Annotated in this window: 17 protein-coding genes; 5 read left to right on the top strand and 12 right to left on the bottom strand. The window is 66.2% G+C overall.

What is annotated here, in order from left to right; genetic code table 11:
* Positions 1–22: 22 nt before the first annotated feature.
* From FQU96_RS01035 to FQU96_RS01025, 3 genes are all read left to right on the top strand, one after another.
* Positions 23–634, top strand: a complete 612-nt coding sequence (locus FQU96_RS01035; protein ID WP_146538984.1) for a hypothetical protein — start codon at positions 23–25, stop codon at positions 632–634.
* A gap of 389 nt (positions 635–1,023) precedes the next feature.
* Positions 1,024–3,306 (top strand): GumC family protein, encoded by a 2,283-nt coding sequence (locus tag FQU96_RS01030; protein WP_146538983.1) that lies wholly within the window; start codon positions 1,024–1,026, stop codon positions 3,304–3,306.
* 47 nt (positions 3,307–3,353) lie between these two features.
* Positions 3,354–4,136: a hypothetical protein gene (locus tag FQU96_RS01025; protein ID WP_146538982.1), complete on the top strand. Its 783-nt coding sequence runs from the start codon at positions 3,354–3,356 to the stop codon at positions 4,134–4,136.
* A 75-nt stretch (positions 4,137–4,211) separates the two neighbouring features.
* Here the strand turns inward: FQU96_RS01025 and FQU96_RS01020 are convergent, their stop codons facing one another.
* Complete coding sequence (locus FQU96_RS01020; RefSeq protein WP_146538981.1) at positions 4,212–5,162, bottom strand: aldo/keto reductase; 951 nt, start codon at positions 5,160–5,162, stop codon at positions 4,212–4,214.
* A 71-nt stretch (positions 5,163–5,233) separates the two neighbouring features.
* Positions 5,234–6,085, bottom strand: a complete 852-nt coding sequence (locus tag FQU96_RS01015; RefSeq protein ID WP_146538980.1) for a nucleotidyltransferase domain-containing protein — start codon at positions 6,083–6,085, stop codon at positions 5,234–5,236.
* Positions 6,086–6,171: 86 nt separating this feature from the next.
* On the opposite strand from FQU96_RS01015, the gene FQU96_RS01010 reads away from it, so the two are divergent.
* Entirely contained in the window at positions 6,172–6,969 is a 798-nt protein-coding gene (locus FQU96_RS01010; protein WP_146538979.1) for a gamma-glutamyl-gamma-aminobutyrate hydrolase family protein, read from the top strand.
* Between the two features lie 38 nt (positions 6,970–7,007).
* Here the strand turns inward: FQU96_RS01010 and FQU96_RS01005 are convergent, their stop codons facing one another.
* The 3 genes from FQU96_RS01005 to FQU96_RS00995 are packed head-to-tail and all read right to left on the bottom strand — an operon-like array spanning position 7,008 to position 8,753.
* Positions 7,008–7,595, bottom strand: a complete 588-nt coding sequence (locus tag FQU96_RS01005; RefSeq protein WP_146538978.1) for an NUDIX hydrolase — start codon at positions 7,593–7,595, stop codon at positions 7,008–7,010.
* Entirely contained in the window at positions 7,592–7,975 is a 384-nt protein-coding gene (locus FQU96_RS01000) for a nuclear transport factor 2 family protein (RefSeq protein WP_146538977.1), read from the bottom strand. Before FQU96_RS01000 ends, FQU96_RS01005 begins: the two co-directional genes overlap by 4 nt.
* Before the next feature lie 34 nt (positions 7,976–8,009).
* Positions 8,010–8,753, bottom strand: a complete 744-nt coding sequence (locus tag FQU96_RS00995) for a creatininase family protein (protein ID WP_146538976.1) — start codon at positions 8,751–8,753, stop codon at positions 8,010–8,012.
* Between the two features lie 153 nt (positions 8,754–8,906).
* On the opposite strand from FQU96_RS00995, the gene FQU96_RS00990 reads away from it, so the two are divergent.
* Positions 8,907–9,269 carry a hypothetical protein gene (locus FQU96_RS00990; RefSeq protein WP_146538975.1) on the top strand — a complete coding sequence of 121 codons (363 nt, stop codon included), beginning with the start codon at positions 8,907–8,909 and terminating at the stop codon, positions 9,267–9,269.
* 28 nt (positions 9,270–9,297) lie between these two features.
* Here FQU96_RS00990 and FQU96_RS00985 read toward each other — a convergent pair whose 3' ends face one another.
* The 7 genes from FQU96_RS00985 to FQU96_RS00960 form a co-directional block, all read right to left on the bottom strand.
* The gene (locus FQU96_RS00985) at positions 9,298–9,945 is read right to left on the bottom strand and encodes a glutathione S-transferase family protein (RefSeq protein WP_146538974.1); all 648 of its coding nucleotides are present in this window, start codon (positions 9,943–9,945) and stop codon (positions 9,298–9,300) included.
* Positions 9,946–10,049: 104 nt separating this feature from the next.
* Positions 10,050–10,919 (bottom strand): NAD(P)-dependent oxidoreductase, encoded by an 870-nt coding sequence (locus FQU96_RS00980; RefSeq protein WP_146538973.1) that lies wholly within the window; start codon positions 10,917–10,919, stop codon positions 10,050–10,052.
* A 76-nt stretch (positions 10,920–10,995) separates the two neighbouring features.
* Positions 10,996–12,453, bottom strand: coding sequence for an L-lactate permease (locus tag FQU96_RS00975; protein ID WP_146538972.1), 1,458 nt, complete (start codon positions 12,451–12,453; stop codon positions 10,996–10,998).
* 110 nt (positions 12,454–12,563) lie between these two features.
* On the bottom strand, positions 12,564–14,273 hold the full coding sequence (metG, locus tag FQU96_RS00970) for a methionine--tRNA ligase (protein ID WP_146538971.1): 1,710 nt from the start codon (positions 14,271–14,273) through the stop codon (positions 12,564–12,566).
* Positions 14,274–14,445: 172 nt separating this feature from the next.
* Positions 14,446–15,252: a hypothetical protein gene (locus tag FQU96_RS00965; protein ID WP_146538970.1), complete on the bottom strand. Its 807-nt coding sequence runs from the start codon at positions 15,250–15,252 to the stop codon at positions 14,446–14,448.
* 36 nt (positions 15,253–15,288) lie between these two features.
* Positions 15,289–15,447 (bottom strand): hypothetical protein, encoded by a 159-nt coding sequence (locus FQU96_RS42060; RefSeq protein ID WP_178130231.1) that lies wholly within the window; start codon positions 15,445–15,447, stop codon positions 15,289–15,291.
* Between the two features lie 119 nt (positions 15,448–15,566).
* On the bottom strand, positions 15,567–16,976 hold the full coding sequence (locus FQU96_RS00960) for an efflux transporter outer membrane subunit (RefSeq protein ID WP_178130230.1): 1,410 nt from the start codon (positions 16,974–16,976) through the stop codon (positions 15,567–15,569).
* Positions 16,977–16,983: the final 7 nt, after the last annotated feature.

The following is a 16,983-nucleotide window of genomic DNA, read 5'->3' as shown; positions in this document are numbered from 1 at the left end:
TACACAGGTGTTGGGGACGGGCATGACCGACATCGTCGAGACAAGCAAGGCCACACGGCAAAGCCGGGCGACGGACTTGCCCGGGCGCGCGGCTGCCGTGGCGCGCCTGCCCGCCGATCGTTACGCAGACTTCCTGCCGACGGCCGAGGCGATCGCGCAGCGCCGCCATGCACCGCTCGCGACTTGGCTGATTGTCACCTTGTCAGCCATGGTCATCGCCATCATCACCTGGATGCATGTCGCACGCATTGACGAGGTGGTGAGTGCACCAGCTGTCGTGCGCGCGACCGCCAATGGACTGCCGTTCGAGATCGTAGCGCGCGTCTCCAGTGCCGATGTTGGCATGATCGCGCCGGGCCAGGACGCCTTCATCAAGGTTCATGCCTTTGATTGGACCCGACACGGCATGCTGAAAGGTAAGGTCGTGGACATCACGGACGTAGCGACGGCGCCGTCTTTCATAACCCGCATCGCCATCGACAAGGCGTTCCTGGGCGATGATCCGCAACGCGCACGCCTGCTGGCCGGCATGACCGCCACGGTCGACTTTCACGTCGGCGAGCGGTCGATCCTGAGCTTCTTCACATCAGGCTTCCTGGGCACGGTCGGCCCGAGCCTACGCGAGCGAAATTAGCAAGGCCGCGCCGCCACGCCGCCGAAATGACGCCGCTATGTGCGGACGCCATGCGAACAATGCATAGTTGCGCTCTGCGATGCATCCTTGACATGTGAACACTCATTTGATAGCGTAACAATGCAACTTCATGAGGGCATTGTCGGAACCGGGGACGGGCCGGAATCAACTCCGCGACGGATCGAACCGAGCGGGATGATACTGCGTGATCGTTGATGTGGTGGGCGCGGGAACGCCAATCACAACATACGGTAGGCTCTACGAAGAATCACCGGATTTGATTCCGATTCCAATTTCCATGTCATTAGAGTAATTTAGCCTTCTTTTTTGAAGTTGGTATCTTTGCGGTCTTACGACTGCGTGTGTGCGTGCGTGCACAAGGAAGGGCGATGGCCAACGTCAGCCGTTTGCAGACCGGAAATAATAATCTGCCTGCTGAAACATTGCCGCCACTGCCGACGCCTCCCGGAGGCGGCGGCGGGGACGAGGGCGGTTCTGGCCTCTCGGCACGGCAGATTCTGGGCACCTTGCGTCGCCACAAGCTGCTGATCGGCGGCCTGGCCTTGATTGGCACCACCATCGCCTGGCTGGTGGCGAACCAGATGGCGCCTGTGTACCAAGCCCAAGCTGAGATGGTGGTGGAACCGCAGTCTCGGGACGTGATGCGCTCCCCTGCCGACTATGCGCAGCAACCGATCGACTACCGCGCGATGGAGACCGAGGCCGCCAAACTGCGCGCCGAACGTCTTGCACGTCAGTCGGTTATTGCGCTGGGGCTGGCGAAGAGCCCGCTCTACAACCCCGATCTTGCACCACCCGAGCAGAGCCGCCTGCGCGCCATTTTCCAGCCGGCGCTGCAAATCCTGCATTTGGCCGACCCGCCAGCCAAGCCGCAGTTTTCACCCGATGAGATCGACCGTCGCCTGGCAGCCATGTCGCCGGAGGCGCGTGACAGGCTCACCAGCCAGATTGCGGATGCCTGGCTGGTGAGCCTCAGTACGCAGGCGATGCAGACCTCTCTGGTGCTGACCGTGCGCTTCCGCTCGCCCGATCCGCAACTGGCGGCCGCCTCGGTCAACCAGGCGATCCGCAGCTACATTGAGGACCAGAAGAAGGAGAAGTCGGAGGGTCCGCTGGAGATGATGAAGTTTCTCAGCACCCGCATCGACGACGCCCGTGCCAAGGTGGTTGAAGCGGAACGGAACCTCGCGAAGTTCCGGGCTGAGAACGCCATGTACGACACCACCGACGCGTCGTCGCTGGCCAAGACCCTGGCGGACATCCGCACCCAGCTACTCGCGGCCGACCAGGTCGCAACCCAGAAGGAGCTGGGCATCAAGCAAGGCGTCTCGTCGGACCTCGCCGGCACCACGCTGCTGACCGAAGTGGCCGCCGCCGAAAAGGAACTGCAGGCCGTGGCGTCCTACGCCGCGCCAGGTCACCCCGAATACATGAAGGCGGCGAAGCGTTTGGCGGCCGTGCGCGCCCGGCTCGACGCCGAGCGCCAGCGTGGCGCCATCAACTTGCAGGCCGAGGCCAAGGCCGCCCGCGAGAACGCCAACAAGCTCAGGGCGGAGGCCGATCGCCTGGAGCGCGAGCTGAAGCGGCAAACCGAAGGTTCGGCGCAGCTGCGCGCCCTGCAGACCGAACTCGATACAGCCAAACAGCTTTATTCGACGCTGCTGACCCGGTTGCAGGAAGTCAACGTGCTGGCCAGCGTCGACAAGAAAGGTGACGCCAGGCAGATCAACGAGGCTGCCGTGCCGATGCTGCCTGTCGCGCCGCGCAAGGAACTGATCGTGCTGATGGCCTTTGTGGCGTCGCTCGCGCTGGGCGTTGCGCTATCGATCGGCATCGAGCTGATGGACTCGGGCTTCCGCTCCGTTCATCAACTCGAGCAACAGACCGGTGTCGCCGCGCTGGGCATGGTACCGTTCCAGTCGACCGGTCGGCTGCGGCGCAACCAGAAACCCTGGCTCAACGTCGTGGACAAGCCGAATTCGGCCTACTCCGAAGCGCTGCGCACCATCCGCACAGGCATCGCGCTCAGCAGCGCCGATCATCCGCAGCGCACGGTCGTTGTCACCTCGTCGGTACCCGGTGAAGGCAAGACCACCACGGCGCTGTCACTGGCGGCGGCGTCCGCCGCTTCGGGCGCCCGCACGTTGATCATCGACTGCGACATGCGTCAGCCGTCGCTGCACAAGAACCTGTCGGTCGACAATGAAGTCGGCCTGGCAGAGTTCCTGTCCGGACAGCGTGATCTGGAAGACCTGGTGCAGGTCGAACCCAAGACCGGCCTCTATTACGTCCTCGCCGGCAAACGGCCGCCATCGCCGACCGACCTGCTGGGCAGCCTGCGCATGCGCCGCCTGCTGCAGCAGCTGAGCGATGCCTTCGATCTGGTGGTGCTCGACAGTCCGCCGGTGCTGGCTGTTTCCGATGCGCTGCTGCTGGTGCGCCAGACCGACACGACGATTTTCGTCGTCCGCTGGGAAAAGACGCGACGCGACGTGGCGATGACCGGCGTCAAGATGGTCTACGAGGCCGGCGCCCGGCTGTCGGGCATCGTGCTGAGCCAGGTCGACCTGCGCCGCCATGCCCAGTACGACTATACCGACAGCGGCGTCTACTATTACCGCGGCTACCGGCGCTACTACGGCGACGGTTGAGGACGCCCGGTCGGCGCACCGCCAGCAGTGCGCCGGAGAATGGCCCCATGAAGCTGTCTGCGTCCGCCATGGAGAGCGAGGGCGAGCCGCGCGAGAAGCCGCACCGCGCGCTCGACCGCTACACGCTTGACCCCGACCGGCGACGGCCCGCGCGCCTGTTCGTCGCCTTGGTGGCGATGCTGGGCGGCGTGATGTTGTTGGCGCTGGGCATACCGCGCCTGCTCGCGGCCATCGAGCTGCTGGACGCCCGCAGCATTGCGGAACGCGCCGTGGTGAATGACACCACTGTGGCAAACCCGCAGATCGAGAGCGCAGCCTTGGCCTTGCAGCACGCGCTGCAGTGGCAAGACGATGCCGACCTGATGGCGCTGCTGGCAGCCGTCCGCCTGGCCCAGGCCGGACGCGCTGCCGACGACGCGGCCTTGGCCGCGGAACGCCTGAGCCAGGCGGCCGAGATTGCCCGGCGCGCGATCCGGCAGTCGCCGGCTCATCCGACAGCGTGGACGATCCTGGCCCTGGCACTGCAGGCGCGTGACCCGCGTGATCCGTTGTTCGCCACGGCACTGCAACGCGCCATCGCCGTGGCACCGTTTGATCCGCGCTATCTCGTGCAGCGCATTGAGATGGCCTGCCGATACTGGCACCTGCTCGACGAACCGGCACGCCAGCTGGCCCTGGCGGAAATCCGCGCCCTTGCCGACCGCGATCTGCGTACCCTCGTCGCACTGGCGAAGCGCAGCTACGGCCTGCCGGCGGTACGTGACGCCCTGGCGAATGATCCCGCATTGCTCGAGAAATTCGACGCCGCCTACATCGCGCCGCCGCCGTGATGGTCAGCCAGCGCCGCCCCGCGGGGCGCGATGGCTATGTTGGAAAAGCTGGTTCGGCCAGGCAGCGCCAACGCGCTAGGGCGCGCTGGCGGCGTCGAGACGGGCGATGGCGGCGGTGTCGAGCTTGACGTCGACCGCCTTGAGGATGTCGCTCAGCTGCTGCGCGCTCGTCGCGCTGACGATCGGCGCCGCGACCGAAGGCCGAGCCATGGTCCAGGCTAGTGTCACCTGGGCCGGCGTTGCCTTCACCTGTGCGGCCACGTCGTCGAGCGCCTTCAGGATGCCGAAGCCGCGGGTGTTGAGGTACTTCTTCACGCCGCCGCCCCGCACGCTTTGGCCCAGGTCGTTCTCATTGCGGTATTTGCCGGTCAGGAATCCGGAGGCCAGCGAGTAGTAGCCGATGACGCCGATCTCTTCCTTGAGGCAGAGATCCTGCAGTGGGCCCTCGAAGAGGCCACGTTCGCAGAGATTGTAGTGCGGCTGCAGGGTCTCGTAGCGCGGCGCGCCGAGCTTGGCGCTGGTCTCCAGCGCCGCCTTCAGCCGGGCAGCATCGTAGTTCGAGGCGCCGATGGCGCGCACCTTGCCCTGCTTCACGAGCTGGGCGTAGGCCTCGAAACGTTCCTCCAGGGGCGCATCGGGATCGTCTTTGTGCGACTGGTAGAGGTCGATGTAGTCGGTCTGCAATCGCTTCAGGGATTCTTCGGCCGAGCGCAGGATGTAAGCCTTGGCAAGCCCCTTGCGATCGGGCGCCATCTGCATGCCGACCTTGGTGGCGATCACCACCTTGTCGCGACCGCCCCGCTTCTTCAGCCAGTTGCCGATCACGGTTTCCGATTCGCCGCCCGTATGCCCGGGCGCCCACACCGAATAGACATCGGCCGTGTCGATCAGGTTGAAGCCGGCACCGACGAAATTGTCGAGCAGGGTGAAGGACCGCGCTTCATCGGCCGTCCAGCCGAACACGTTGCCCCCGAACGCTAACGGCGCCACGTCGATACCGGATCGCCCCAGCTTGCGCTTTTGCATCTCGATCTCCTCGTCTCCTCAGTGGTCCGCAGCATAGGGCGGGATACCGTGGGGCGGGAAGGCCGGGATTGCTAGGGTGTCGCAGCAAGGGTCCCGACTGGACGTGCCGCAATGATGCCGTCGGCGCTGCGGATGATCGTCCGCAGGGTTTGATCGGCTGCTTTCAGATCGGCGCCCTCGGCCGGCGGCTGCATAGCCAGCCATCCCGTGGCATCTTCCATCTCGGCACGAATGAAGTCGTCGAGCAGCGGCACGCGCGGCCCGACACCCAGTTCATGCGCCTGGGCCTTCAGCGACAACAGATGGTCGAGCGCGTGCGACACCGCCGGATCGAGCGCGACACCCGCCCGCAAGGCCGGCAGGTCCATGGGCAAGGGATCGTCAGGTCGACGGTGGAGCCACCGCAGGGCCAGCGCCGGGCGGATCGAATAGAAGTACTTCTTGAGGCGCACGCTGTCGCGGCCGTCGATGTCGCCCAGGAACTGGCGGCGCGCCAGTCCCAGATAGTGCCGCCGCGTCGCCACCGGCCCCGGGCGCAGGCCGACGAAACGGTGCAGCGGCTCCACGAGATCCGTTTGCCAGCGATAGACGATCGGCGAGCGCAGCCATTCCGGCAGGACGGGGTTGAACTTGCAGGCCAACGCCAGGGCCTTGCGCACATCCCAACCCGAAATGTCCAGTCCCTCGCTGATCGGCGCCTCGATCACGTCGCGACCCGGCCGTACCGTCAGGTACCAATCGAGCCGGTGGGCATAGACGAAGCGCACGTCGAAGTCGCTGTCGGGCGAATGAAAGCCCCAGGCCCGGCTGCCTGATTCGATGGCGAACAGCACCGCGACATCGTGGCGGGTCTCGATCTGCCCGAGCTCGTCAGCAATCCGGGCTGCCGTGTCGGGCGGGATGACATCGGGATCGATGGGCATGGCTGGCAGCGAATACCGACAATTGCCCTGGCACGCAAACTGCACGAAAATACCCGAACGAATGGCTATGCGAGGCTGAGAACCCGATGTCCCGCGCTGTGCGCCCGTTGATCGGCGTATCCGCCTGCCGGCGCACGATCACGGTGTGGACCGCTCATACGGTCGGCGAGAAGTACATCCAGGTTGTTACCGATGTCGTCGGCGGGGTGCCGCTGATCCTGCCGGCCGTCGGCGCCGGCGAGGATGGCCTGGACGTCGATCGCGTGCTGGATGTGCTGGACGGACTGATCCTCACCGGCAGCCCGTCCAACGTCGAACCGGCACACTATGGCGGTCCGCCGGCCCGCCGTGGCGTTGCCGCCGATCCGGCGCGGGACATGACCACGCTGCCGCTGATCCGACGCGCCATCGAGCGGGCCGTTCCCTTGTTTGCCATCTGCCGCGGCTTTCAGGAGCTGAACGTGGCCTTGGGTGGCACGCTGTACCAGCATGTCGAGGAAGTACCTGGCCGCCTGGACCATCGTGCACCCCGTACGGACGCGCTGGAGCCCAAGCTCGAGCCGGCACATGCCATCGCCATCACGCCCGGCGGACAGCTGCATGCGTTGCTGGGATGCACGGAGGCGCAGGTCAACTCGCTGCACGGCCAGGGCATCGATCGCCTGGCGCCGCGGCTGCGGGTGGAAGCCGTCGCACCCGATGGCCAGATCGAATCAGCCAGCGTCATTGATGCGCCCGGTTTCGTTTGCGCCGTGCAATGGCACCCTGAGCACAAGGCGCGCGAGAATCCCTTGTCGCTGAAGCTGTTCGACGCCTTCAGCGCCGCCTGCCGGGCGCGCGCCGTGGAACGCCTCGGCGCGCCGCTACGCGCCGCTGCGGAGTAGAGCCCTCGCCCATCCCGCCTCGCGTGGGAGGAAGGGGCTCACGGCCGCACGACCGCGCGCAGTTTGCCGACCACGATTTTCCAGACGCCGTCCGGATCGTTGTCCAGCAGCGAATTGACGGGCAGCCAGCGCACGCCCTTCACTTCGCCGTCCTGCGCTGTGAGCTGCTGGGTCGAATCGGCACTGAAGAGATAGCGAAAATCGAAATGGTAGTGCTGGCGCTCGCCGCGCCGGTCGTTGGCCGGGATCATGTGTGGGTCGATGTCGAGTGGCAGCGAGGGATCGTCGCTCCAATCACTGGGGATGAACCGTTGCAGCCCTGTCTCTTCCCAGGTCTCGCGGGCCGCGCCGTCCCGGGGACTTTCGCCGGCATCGACGTGACCGCCAGGCTGCAGCCAGCGATCGAGCGTCGCATGGTGGATCAGCAGAATGACGTCGCGCTTGGGGTCGACGACGAAGGCACTGCCGGTGACATGTCCCGACATCGACTCGCGGGCGAACATGTCCGTCGGGTCGGCCAGCCGATCGAGCAACGGCCTGAGGCGCTCCTTCTCGCTGGGGAAGCGCGCCAGGTAGCGCTGTACGATGCCCGGGATGCGCGCGGCCGGATCCCGCTCGCCCGTCATGCCGCGCCGGCGAGCTTGGTATAGACGTCCTTCACGGCCAGCCTGCCACCACGGAACGTGTAGCGCTCGACACCGATGTTCTCGAACGCACGGCCCGTCGTCTTGTCGGTACCGGTAATGCGGAAGGTCATGAACGTCGCGTCCGGCGCGTGGTGATAAACCACGTCGTGGAAGCGCACGTTCTCGACCTGCTGCTTGCGTTCGGCGAAGTACGCGACGATTGCCTCACGCGACGTCAACTGCCGCGGCGCATCGCCGCCCTGGACGCTCCAGACGAAGTCCGGCGTCACCACCTGGTACATCGCGTCGAGATCCTGCTTGAAGAAGGCGCGGCCGAAAGCCTTGAAGATCGTGTCGCGCTCGGCGGTGGTCGGGGTCATGGGTTCCTCCGTCGGTTTCCGTTCTCACGTATCCTCACGATGCGGCAAACGCCAGGTAGTCGCGCGCGACTTCGTCGACGGCAATCTCGTAGATGCGCTTGCCATGCGCGGCTGTCGACAGGTTGGGGTTCGAGCCGATGCGGCCGTCGGGGAATGTGCTGCGGTAATCGTCGGCATCGGCAAAGCTGCCGTTGGGTGCCACCTCAGGCTCCATCGGCACCTTCTTTTCGGTCTGCGGATGCATGAAGAAGGTGAGCGACACCTCGCTCGGCGTGGCATGGCTGCCTTCCTGGCTGCCATACAGCTCCTTCGACAGTGCCCGGCTGCCTGATCCTTCCCACCAGTTGCGCAGCTTGCACTTCACCGAGGGGGCATTGCTGCCGCGCTGCAGAGAGCGCTCGGCATAGATCTCCGAAAACGCCGCCGTGACCGTTGCAATATTGCCGCCGTGGCCATTGACGAAAAAGAATCGTGTGAATCCATGGCGCATCAGGGACTGAATGTTATCCCGCACCACCGCGATCAGAGTCGAAGGCCGCAATGTCATCGAGCCCGGAAAGCCGAGATGATGCTGCGCCATGCCGACCGCGATGGTTGGCGCTACCAGCGCGCCGGTCTTCTCGCCGACCCCGTGGGCGATGAATTCCGCCGTCAAGGCATCGGTACCGACCAGGCCGTTGGGGCCATGCTGCTCGGTCGAACCGATTGGAATGATGATGCCGGTGCTGCTCTTGAGATACTGCTCGACGTCGGGCCAGGTGACGAGCTGCAGGCGCATGATGTGCTCCGCCGATCTTGCTTCGATGTGGCGGCGAGCGTACTGTAGCGGCCATGCGGATGCACGCGCTCATCGGTCGGCGAATTAGCCGCCCGGTCCCTCATCGGGCCCGGGTCGAAGGCTATTTCGTTCGTCCGTCTCAGGAGCGCAATCATGTCTGCCGCCACGGCCACTGAGCCGTCCACCTCTTCTCCGTCATTCCGTCGTTTCCACGCACCCGAGCAACCGCGTCCCGTGGTGCATGCGCTTGACGCGCCGGTGTGGTGCTACGGCGTCAGCGCCGATCCCTCACCCGGCCTGCTGCCACGCGTGCTCGAGTTCGTCGCCAAGCGTGGCCTGGTGCCGCTGGTCGTCCATGCCAGCCGCTGTGTCGAGCGCGACGCACACGGCATCGAGGACACGCTGAGCGTCGATCTGCAGGTCGATGGTCTGGACCCCGACGCCGCGCGGCATGTCGGCAACTGCCTCGGCGAGATCGTTGGCGTACGCCACGTGGCGATGAGCCGGCGCGGGTGAACCGCGCCGGCGATCGCGCGGCCGGCTGTCAGGCAGCGGCGGGCGGCGCGTAGTTGCGCTGCCAGACGGGCGCCAGTTCCGGCACCGTGTCGCCGCGCAGTGCAATCGCATGCAGCTTGGGTGCGTTGGCCGCGAACCATGCACGCTTCGGCGTCCAGCGCGTCATCACCGAGATGTAGATGTCGAGCGCCGAGAAGCGGGCACCGAGGAACCACGGGCCCTCGTCACTGGCAGCAGGCTCGACCATGCGCCACAGCCGCTCGCGATAGGCCTCCATCGCCTCTTGCAGTTCCTTGCGCGGCCCGTCGCCGGAAATCCAGCGGCTGGTGTCATCGCCGATCGTGAACGTCGGGTAGATGTTCGTGACCAGGAATACCAACCACCGCAGGAACGCGTCGCGTTCCGCGCCCGGCGACGCCGGCACGAGCGATCTGCCGGCCGGCGCACTGTCGGCGAAGTGGAACGTGATGGCGACGCTCTCGGTCATGATGCGGCCATCGGGCAGCACCAGCGTCGGCAACTGCGCCAACGGGTTGATCTTGGTCAGGCGCTCGCGCGCCGCCTTCGATCGGAAGAGATTGCCCACCTCCTCGGTTTCGAACGGCAAGCCGTACCAAGCGAGCTGGGCCTCGGTGAGCGCCGAGCCCCAGCCCGTGTGCGCATAGAGTTTGTACATGCGACACCTCCCGTTGTCCTAACCGGCATGGTGGTTTGAATCACCGCCTGCGACAACTGAGGCTTTGTCACCCCTTCGCTGAGTTTTTCTAATCCTGGATGCGCCTATGGCTTGGCCAGGAGCTGGATCAGGCTCGAGGTGTCCCAGCGCCGGCCGCCCCGCGCCTGGACACGGGCGTAGAACTGATCGACCAGCGCGGTCATCGGCAGCTGCGCGCCGTTGGTCTTGGACTCATCGAGGCAGATGCCGAGGTCCTTGCGCATCCAGTCGACGGCGAAACCGAATTCGAACTTGTCGTCGACCATCGTCTTCCAGCGGTTCTCCATCTGCCAGCTCTGGGCCGCGCCCTTGGAGATGGCACCGATCACCTTTTCCATGTCGAGGCCGGCCTTCATGCCGAAATTGACGGCTTCTGACAGGCCCTGCACGACGCCGGCGATGCAGATCTGGTTCACCATCTTGGTGAGCTGGCCGGCGCCGGACGCACCGATCAGGACACAGGCGCGCGCGAAGCTGTCGATGACCGGCTTGGCGTTGTCGAACGGCGCCTGGTCGCCGCCGCACATCACGGTCAGCACGCCGTTCTCGGCGCCCGCCTGGCCGCCCGACACGGGCGCGTCGATGAAGTCGATGCCCTGCTGCCTGGCCGCATCGTAGAGTTCGCGCGCGACCTTGGCCGAGGCCGTGGTGTGGTCGACGAAAATGGTGCCCGCCTTCATGCCGGCCAGCCCACCGTCGGCGCCCAGCACGACCGAGCGCAGATCATCGTCGTTACCCACGCAACAGAACACGATCTCGTTGCCTTCCGCCGCTTCGCGCGGCGTCTTGGCGGCCTTGCCCTTGTGCTTCTGCGTCCACTGCTGGGCCTTGGCGAAGGTGCGGTTGTAGACGGTCACATCGTGGCCTTTGGCGACGAGATGGCCCGCCATCGGAAAGCCCATTACGCCCAGGCCGAGAAAGGCGACTTTCGCCATGGAATGCTCCTCGTTGTTTGGTTGCCACGATCGGCGGGCACCCTAGCGCCCCGTCTTTGCGACGTCACCTGTCGCGCTAGCCGACGGCCAATAGCCATCCGATTGTACCCATGCCGGCCACAATCGGCGGCAAGGCCAGGGGCCAGGCGGCGCGGTAGACCGCACTGTCGCCCCGGGCGAGGGCCAGGATCGCAACGCCCATCGAGACCCGGATCGGGGACAGCATGGTGAGGTTGGTGGTGACCGCGTTCTGTACCGCCGCCATCCACGACGGATCGACATGTGCCTCGGCCGCCACGGCGATCTGCATGGGCATCAGCATGGCATTCGATGCCGAGCCGCTGCCGGTCAGAAAGCCGCCGATGGCAGCGAACAACGGTGCGCCCAGCGCCGAGGCAACACCCATCGCGGCGTGCAGGGCATCGGCAATCGACGCCGCCATGCCCGCCGCGACATAGAAGGCAGCCATCACGACGAAGAACAGCGTCACGACGGAAGGACGCCACCCTGAGGCCACCGTGTCACGAACGACGCGCCACGCCGGTGCGCGCGCTGCCACCAGCGTGCCCGCGCCAATCACCAGCAACCAGAAGCCCGGGACGTAGAACGGCGCGAACGGCGGTTGGTCGGGCAACGGCTGCCACGCCGCCAGGGACTTCAGCACGGCTTGCAACGGCGGCACCGTGCGCGTCGCCACCAGCGCCAGGGTCAATGCCACATAGGGCAGCGATGTCCGCAGCGCGCGTCGCAAAGCCATCAGGTCAGGCCGCTCGTTGCGCACCCAGCGCAGCGCCACCAGTGCGCCCAGGGGCGCGGCGCCGGCGATCTCGACGTCGATCACGGCATGGGCCAGCCACACCGCGGCGACCGTGACAACGGTCCAGGCGACATCCTCCAGGCAGCGCGCGACGCGGAGCGGCACGCCGGATGCGCGCAGGAAATGCCAGAACAGCGCCAGGTACGCCGCGTGCATGGGCATTTGCAGCACGGCGCTGCGAGCCCCCAGTACCGTCGGTTCCATGCCGGCGATCTGCGCACCCAGAGTCGTGCCGGCGGCCAGCGCGCCCCACGGCACCAGGCTCTGGCTGTAGAGGCCCAGCACCAACGCCGGCACACCACGAACGCCCAGCCGCACCACCGTGGCCAGCGTGATGACATAGCCGACACCAAAACCCGTCACGGCCTCGGCGAACGGTCCCAGCAGGAAGCAGACGAAGTAGAGACGCGGGTGAAGGTCGTCCGCTACCGGCAAAGCCGGCGACGCGGGCTGCCCGGCGAGATCGCGGGCCCGGACGCAAAGATAGAAGAAGATGCCGCCGAGAACGATGGCGATCACCTGCCAGGCAAGCCAGGCACCGACAAAGGTGTTGTACGCCAGAAACGGAAGCAGCGCGGTATTCTCCGGCGGGGCAATCAGGACAACCAGCAGCGTTGCCGCCAGGCCGGCGGCGCCCGCCGGCAGGGCACTCACGCGTCCACTGGCCAGCAACGCCATGACCAGCAGCAACGGCGCTACCGCGAGAAGAACAGGCATGCAGACTCTCGTTCAACGGACCGGCACGCTGGCACAGGTTCACAGTGCATACGATGCACAAATGCGTCGGTGACCGCCCGCTGTGGCGTAACGAAAGTGCCGCGTCGTCATCAATGGTGCGCGGCGCCCGTCAGCCGGCGCTCGATGTCGTCGCCGATCTTGGGAAACAGCACCGGCGGTACGCTGATGCAGCGGCCAGCCTCGACGGCACCCAGCGCCTGCACGCCACTTGCCACCCATGGCGGAATGCCCACCTCCTCGCCCAGGGCACGCAGCACGCGCGATGCGGCGTCGGGAATGAAAGGCCAGGCGACGACCGCCGCCGTCCGCACGAGATTGACGCCGGTCCTGATGATGACCGCGGCACGGTTCCGATCGGTCTTGATCACCGTCCAGGGCGCCGTCTCGGCAAGATAGCTGTTCGCCAACCGCCAGATCGTCCGTACGCCTTCCGCGGCATGACGCAACGTGAGCGCCTCGTGATAGCCGCGAAGCCGGCCCAGGTGATGGTCGAGGTCGCTCGCCAGCTGCTGTTCACGCGGTCCCGGCTCGCCGTCGGCCGGCACCGCGGCGTCGAAGGCCGCGGCGGTGAACGTGAGGCAGCGGTTGACCAGGTTGCCGAACGTATCGGCAAGGTCCTTGTTGATGCCGTCGCGAAAGCGCGTGACGGTGAAATCGACATCGGCGCTCTCCGGCGCATTGGCCGCCAGCCACCAGCGCCAGCAGTCGGCGGGCAGAACCGCCAATGCCGTGTCGGCGAAGATGCCGCGGCGCTGGCTGGTCGAGAACTTGCCGCCCTCATAGGCCAGCCAATGGAAGCCCTTGATGTAGTCGGGCAGCTTCAGCGCCTGGCCCGAACCGATGATGGTCGCGGGGAAGCCGATGGTGTGGAACGGCACGTTGTCCTTGCCGAGAAACTGGACGTAGCGGACAGCGGCCCCACCTTCCCACCACGCACGCCAGTCACGTCCCGGCAATGCTTGCGCCCATTCGACGGCGGCGGCGATGTAACCGATCGGTGCATCGAACCAGACGTAGAAGACCTTGTCCTCGAAGCCGGGCCGCGGCACCGGCACACCCCACGACAGATCGCGCGTGATGCAGCGGTCCTGCAGTCCCTCGTCGAGCCACTTCAGGCCGATGGAGCGCACCAGCAGGGGCCAGTCGCGTTGCGCCTCGATCCATCGGCGCAAGCGCGGCACCAAGGCGGACTGGCGGAGGAACAGATGCCGCGACTCGCGGAATTCGATGTCGCCGGCACCCGAGATCGCCGACCGCGGCGCGATCAGTTCGTGCGGATCAAGAACGCGGGTGCAAGCCTCGCATTGATCGCCGCGCGCATTCGCGTCCCCGCAATGGGGGCACGTACCGATCACGTAGCGATCCGGCAGGAAGCGCCCTTCGGCTGGCGAATAGGCCTGGCGGACCGTGCGCTCTTCGATGAAGCCTGCCGCGTCCAGATGCCGGAACAGCGCCTGGGTGAGGGCGTGGTTGGCCGCCCCCGACGTGCGCGAGAAATGATCAAAGGAAAAACCGAAGCGCCGGTAGATGTCGGCCTGGATCGCATGCTGGCGCGCGCAGTAGTCGGCCACTGCGCCGCCGGCGGCATGGGCTGCGAGCTCGGCTGGCGTGCCGTGTTCATCGGTACCGCACAGAAACAACACGTCATGGCCGACCTGGCGGCAGAAGCGGGCATGGATGTCGGCCGGCAGCAGCGAGCCGGCGATGTTGCCCAGATGCTTGACGCCGTTGATGTACGGCAATGCGCTGGTGATCAGAACCTTGGTCATCGACCCCTCCGTCGTGTCCGGTGCGGACATGAAAAAGCCCTTCGCGAGGAAGGGCCGGAGGCATCGAGGGGTATGCTATCGCCCGCGCGTCACCTTGCCGTCCCGTCTTCGTCGAGGACGGAGCGCATTCGCCGCGCAGCAGCGCGATCAGGATGGCGGACGCCGGTCATGGCGTGCCTTATGCAGCGAAGCGCCGGGCGGGTCAACCGGCCGCGCCATGCCGCAGGCGGCGCACGCCGCGCCACAGCAACAGGCCCAGCAGCCACGCCACGAAGCCGAGGATGGGCATGAAGATCACGCCGGTCATGGCCGCCTCGGCGCGCTGCGACGGCGGCGTGGTGAGCTGCAGCAATGGCGCGCCCGGCGCTGGCGTCAAACCGAAGCGCTTGGTCATCTCGGCCATGCTCGAGCGATAGCGCTCCTCATCGGCGGCCGACACACGCTGCGTCGCCCGCACGGGCTGCGACAGCGCCCACGGGCACCAGTCGGCATCGCCGCCACTGCACACGCGCCACGCCGGCACCGGCGCGCTGCGCTGCCAGTCCGTGGGGACCAGGGGCGCCATGGCATAGTGCAGCTCCTGGCCGCTGGGTCTGCGCGTGGTCCAGGTCACCGTGAAATCGGTGGCGACCCGCACGTCGCTGAAGATCAGCACCTGGGCGTCAGTGCGCACCGGCGCGTCGGCAATGGGAATCTCGGCCGCCGTTATCCGCCGGGCGGTCTTGAGGTCGTCAGTGCCGCCCACCGCCAGCGCGGCCGGCAGCAGCGCCACGAACGTCGCGCCGAGGATCGACAGGATGCCCGTGCGATAGCCCCACGACAGTCCCGCGAGGGACAACGCCACCAGGGCGCCCATGCCGAGGCCGTACGATACGAAGCCCAGCGCCGAGGGGATGACGCTCATCAGCACGAAGACGGCGAAGCCCAGCCCGATCGCCGACATCAGCGGCAGCACCGTCTTCTCGCCCGGTGGCTGGTGCAGGATCCGCTGAATGGAGGTGCTGGTCATGGTGTCAGAGCCTGTCCGTGACAGGACGGTGGGGCTTTAGCCGGCGAGCAGCTTAAGCCCGTCCTGGAGCAGGATGGCAACGACATCGCTGGCAAAGGCGTCGAAATCGTCGTTGTCGTTGGCAGCTTCTGGCGTCGTGACCAGGTCATCGGTTTCGATATTGGTGATCAATGCGGCGGTGCGATGACGGCTCATTGTAAACTCCCCGGAAGATCCGGCGACAGTTCCCGTGCTGCCGCCGACGGGTAATTTGCATTGGCCATGTATCGCAGCGATGTCGCTCCGCGCTGCGCTGTGTATTGTCGGTATCGTAACTACAGTTTGCCGATGGGCGGGTTTGGCTGGACCGTGCCACCCCAGCCGCCGCCCAGTGCCTGATAGAGGCTGACCAGGGCGTTGATATGGGCCAGCTGTGACTGCGCCAGCGCGTCCTCGGCCTGCAGTACCGCACGCTGGGTGTCCAGCACCGTCAGGAAGTCGATGGTACCGGCGCGGTAGCGCAACTCGGCCAAGCGATAGGCTTCGCGGGCTTCGGTGCGCGCCTGCAAATTGAAGGCGTACTGCTGACGGAACTGATCGACACCGCTCAAGGCGTTGTCGACATCGCGGAAGCTGGACAGGATGGCGGTCCGGTACGTCTCGATCAGCTCTTCGTATCGCGCCTTCGACAATTTCTCCTGACCTTCAAGGGCGCCGCCCTGGAAGATGGGCGCCGTCAGGCTGGCAGCGATCGTGTAGAGCATGCTGGCCGGCGAGAACAGGCTGCCCAACACCGCGCTGGCCGTGCCGCCACTGGCCGTCAGCGAAATGTTCGGGAAACGCGCGGCGCGCGCCGACTGGATGTCGAGATTGGCGGCACGCAGATTGGCTTCAGCGGTGCGGATGTCGGGCCGGCGCAGCAGCAAGTCCGACGGCATGCCGGAGATGACCTTGGGCAACGTGAAGCCTTCGAGATTGCGCGCCTGCAGTTCGAACCCCTGCGGGTTGCGGCCCAGCAGCAGCGCCAGCGCCGCCAGGCTTTCACGCTCGGCCTGCACCAGGGCCGGAATGGCCGCGCGCTGCGTTGCCACATCCGCCCGCTGTTGCGCGACCTCGAGGTCTGACGTGGTGCCGATCCGGCGCTGCTCCTCGAGCAGCCCCAGCAGGCGCGACGATGTCGCCAGCGAACTGTTGGCGATGCGCACGCGCTCGCGCAGGGTCAGGATCTGGAAGTAGGTCTGCGCCACATTGGTGTTGATGGTCAGCGCCACCGTTTCGCGGTCGTAGCGGCTGGCCTCGATGCGCGTGACCGCCGCCTTGGCCGATGAGTACTCGGCGCCGAACAAGTTGAACTGATAGCCCGCGTTCAGACCCAGGGCATACGTCTTGGTCACGGTGCGGCCCAGCGGTGCCCTGTTCTGCGAACTGCGGGTCCCCGAGCCGTCGGCGCCGAAGGTCGGATACAGCGCCGCACCGGCGATCTTGGCCTGCGCCTCGGCCTGCGCGATGCGCGCGACGGCGGCTTTCAGGTCGCGGTTGCCTTCGGCGGCCGAGGCCATCAGGCGGTCGAGTTCGGGGCTGCGGAAAACCTGCCACCAGACAGGGTCGGGCCAAACGCCGACGCCCTGGTTGCTCCACTGCCAGCGCTCGGGAACATCGACCTGTTCGGGCTGGTAGTCCGGTCCGAGGATGGAGCAACCGGTCAGCGCACCGGCAAGGGCGATCGGGACAAGGAGGCGACGCATCACGGCA

The sequence above is a fragment of the Reyranella sp. CPCC 100927 genome (assembly GCF_007859315.1).
GTDB lineage: Bacteria > Pseudomonadota > Alphaproteobacteria > Reyranellales > Reyranellaceae > Vineibacter.
Note: the sequence above shows the minus strand (reverse complement) of the source record. Positions and strands in the feature narration are given on the sequence as shown.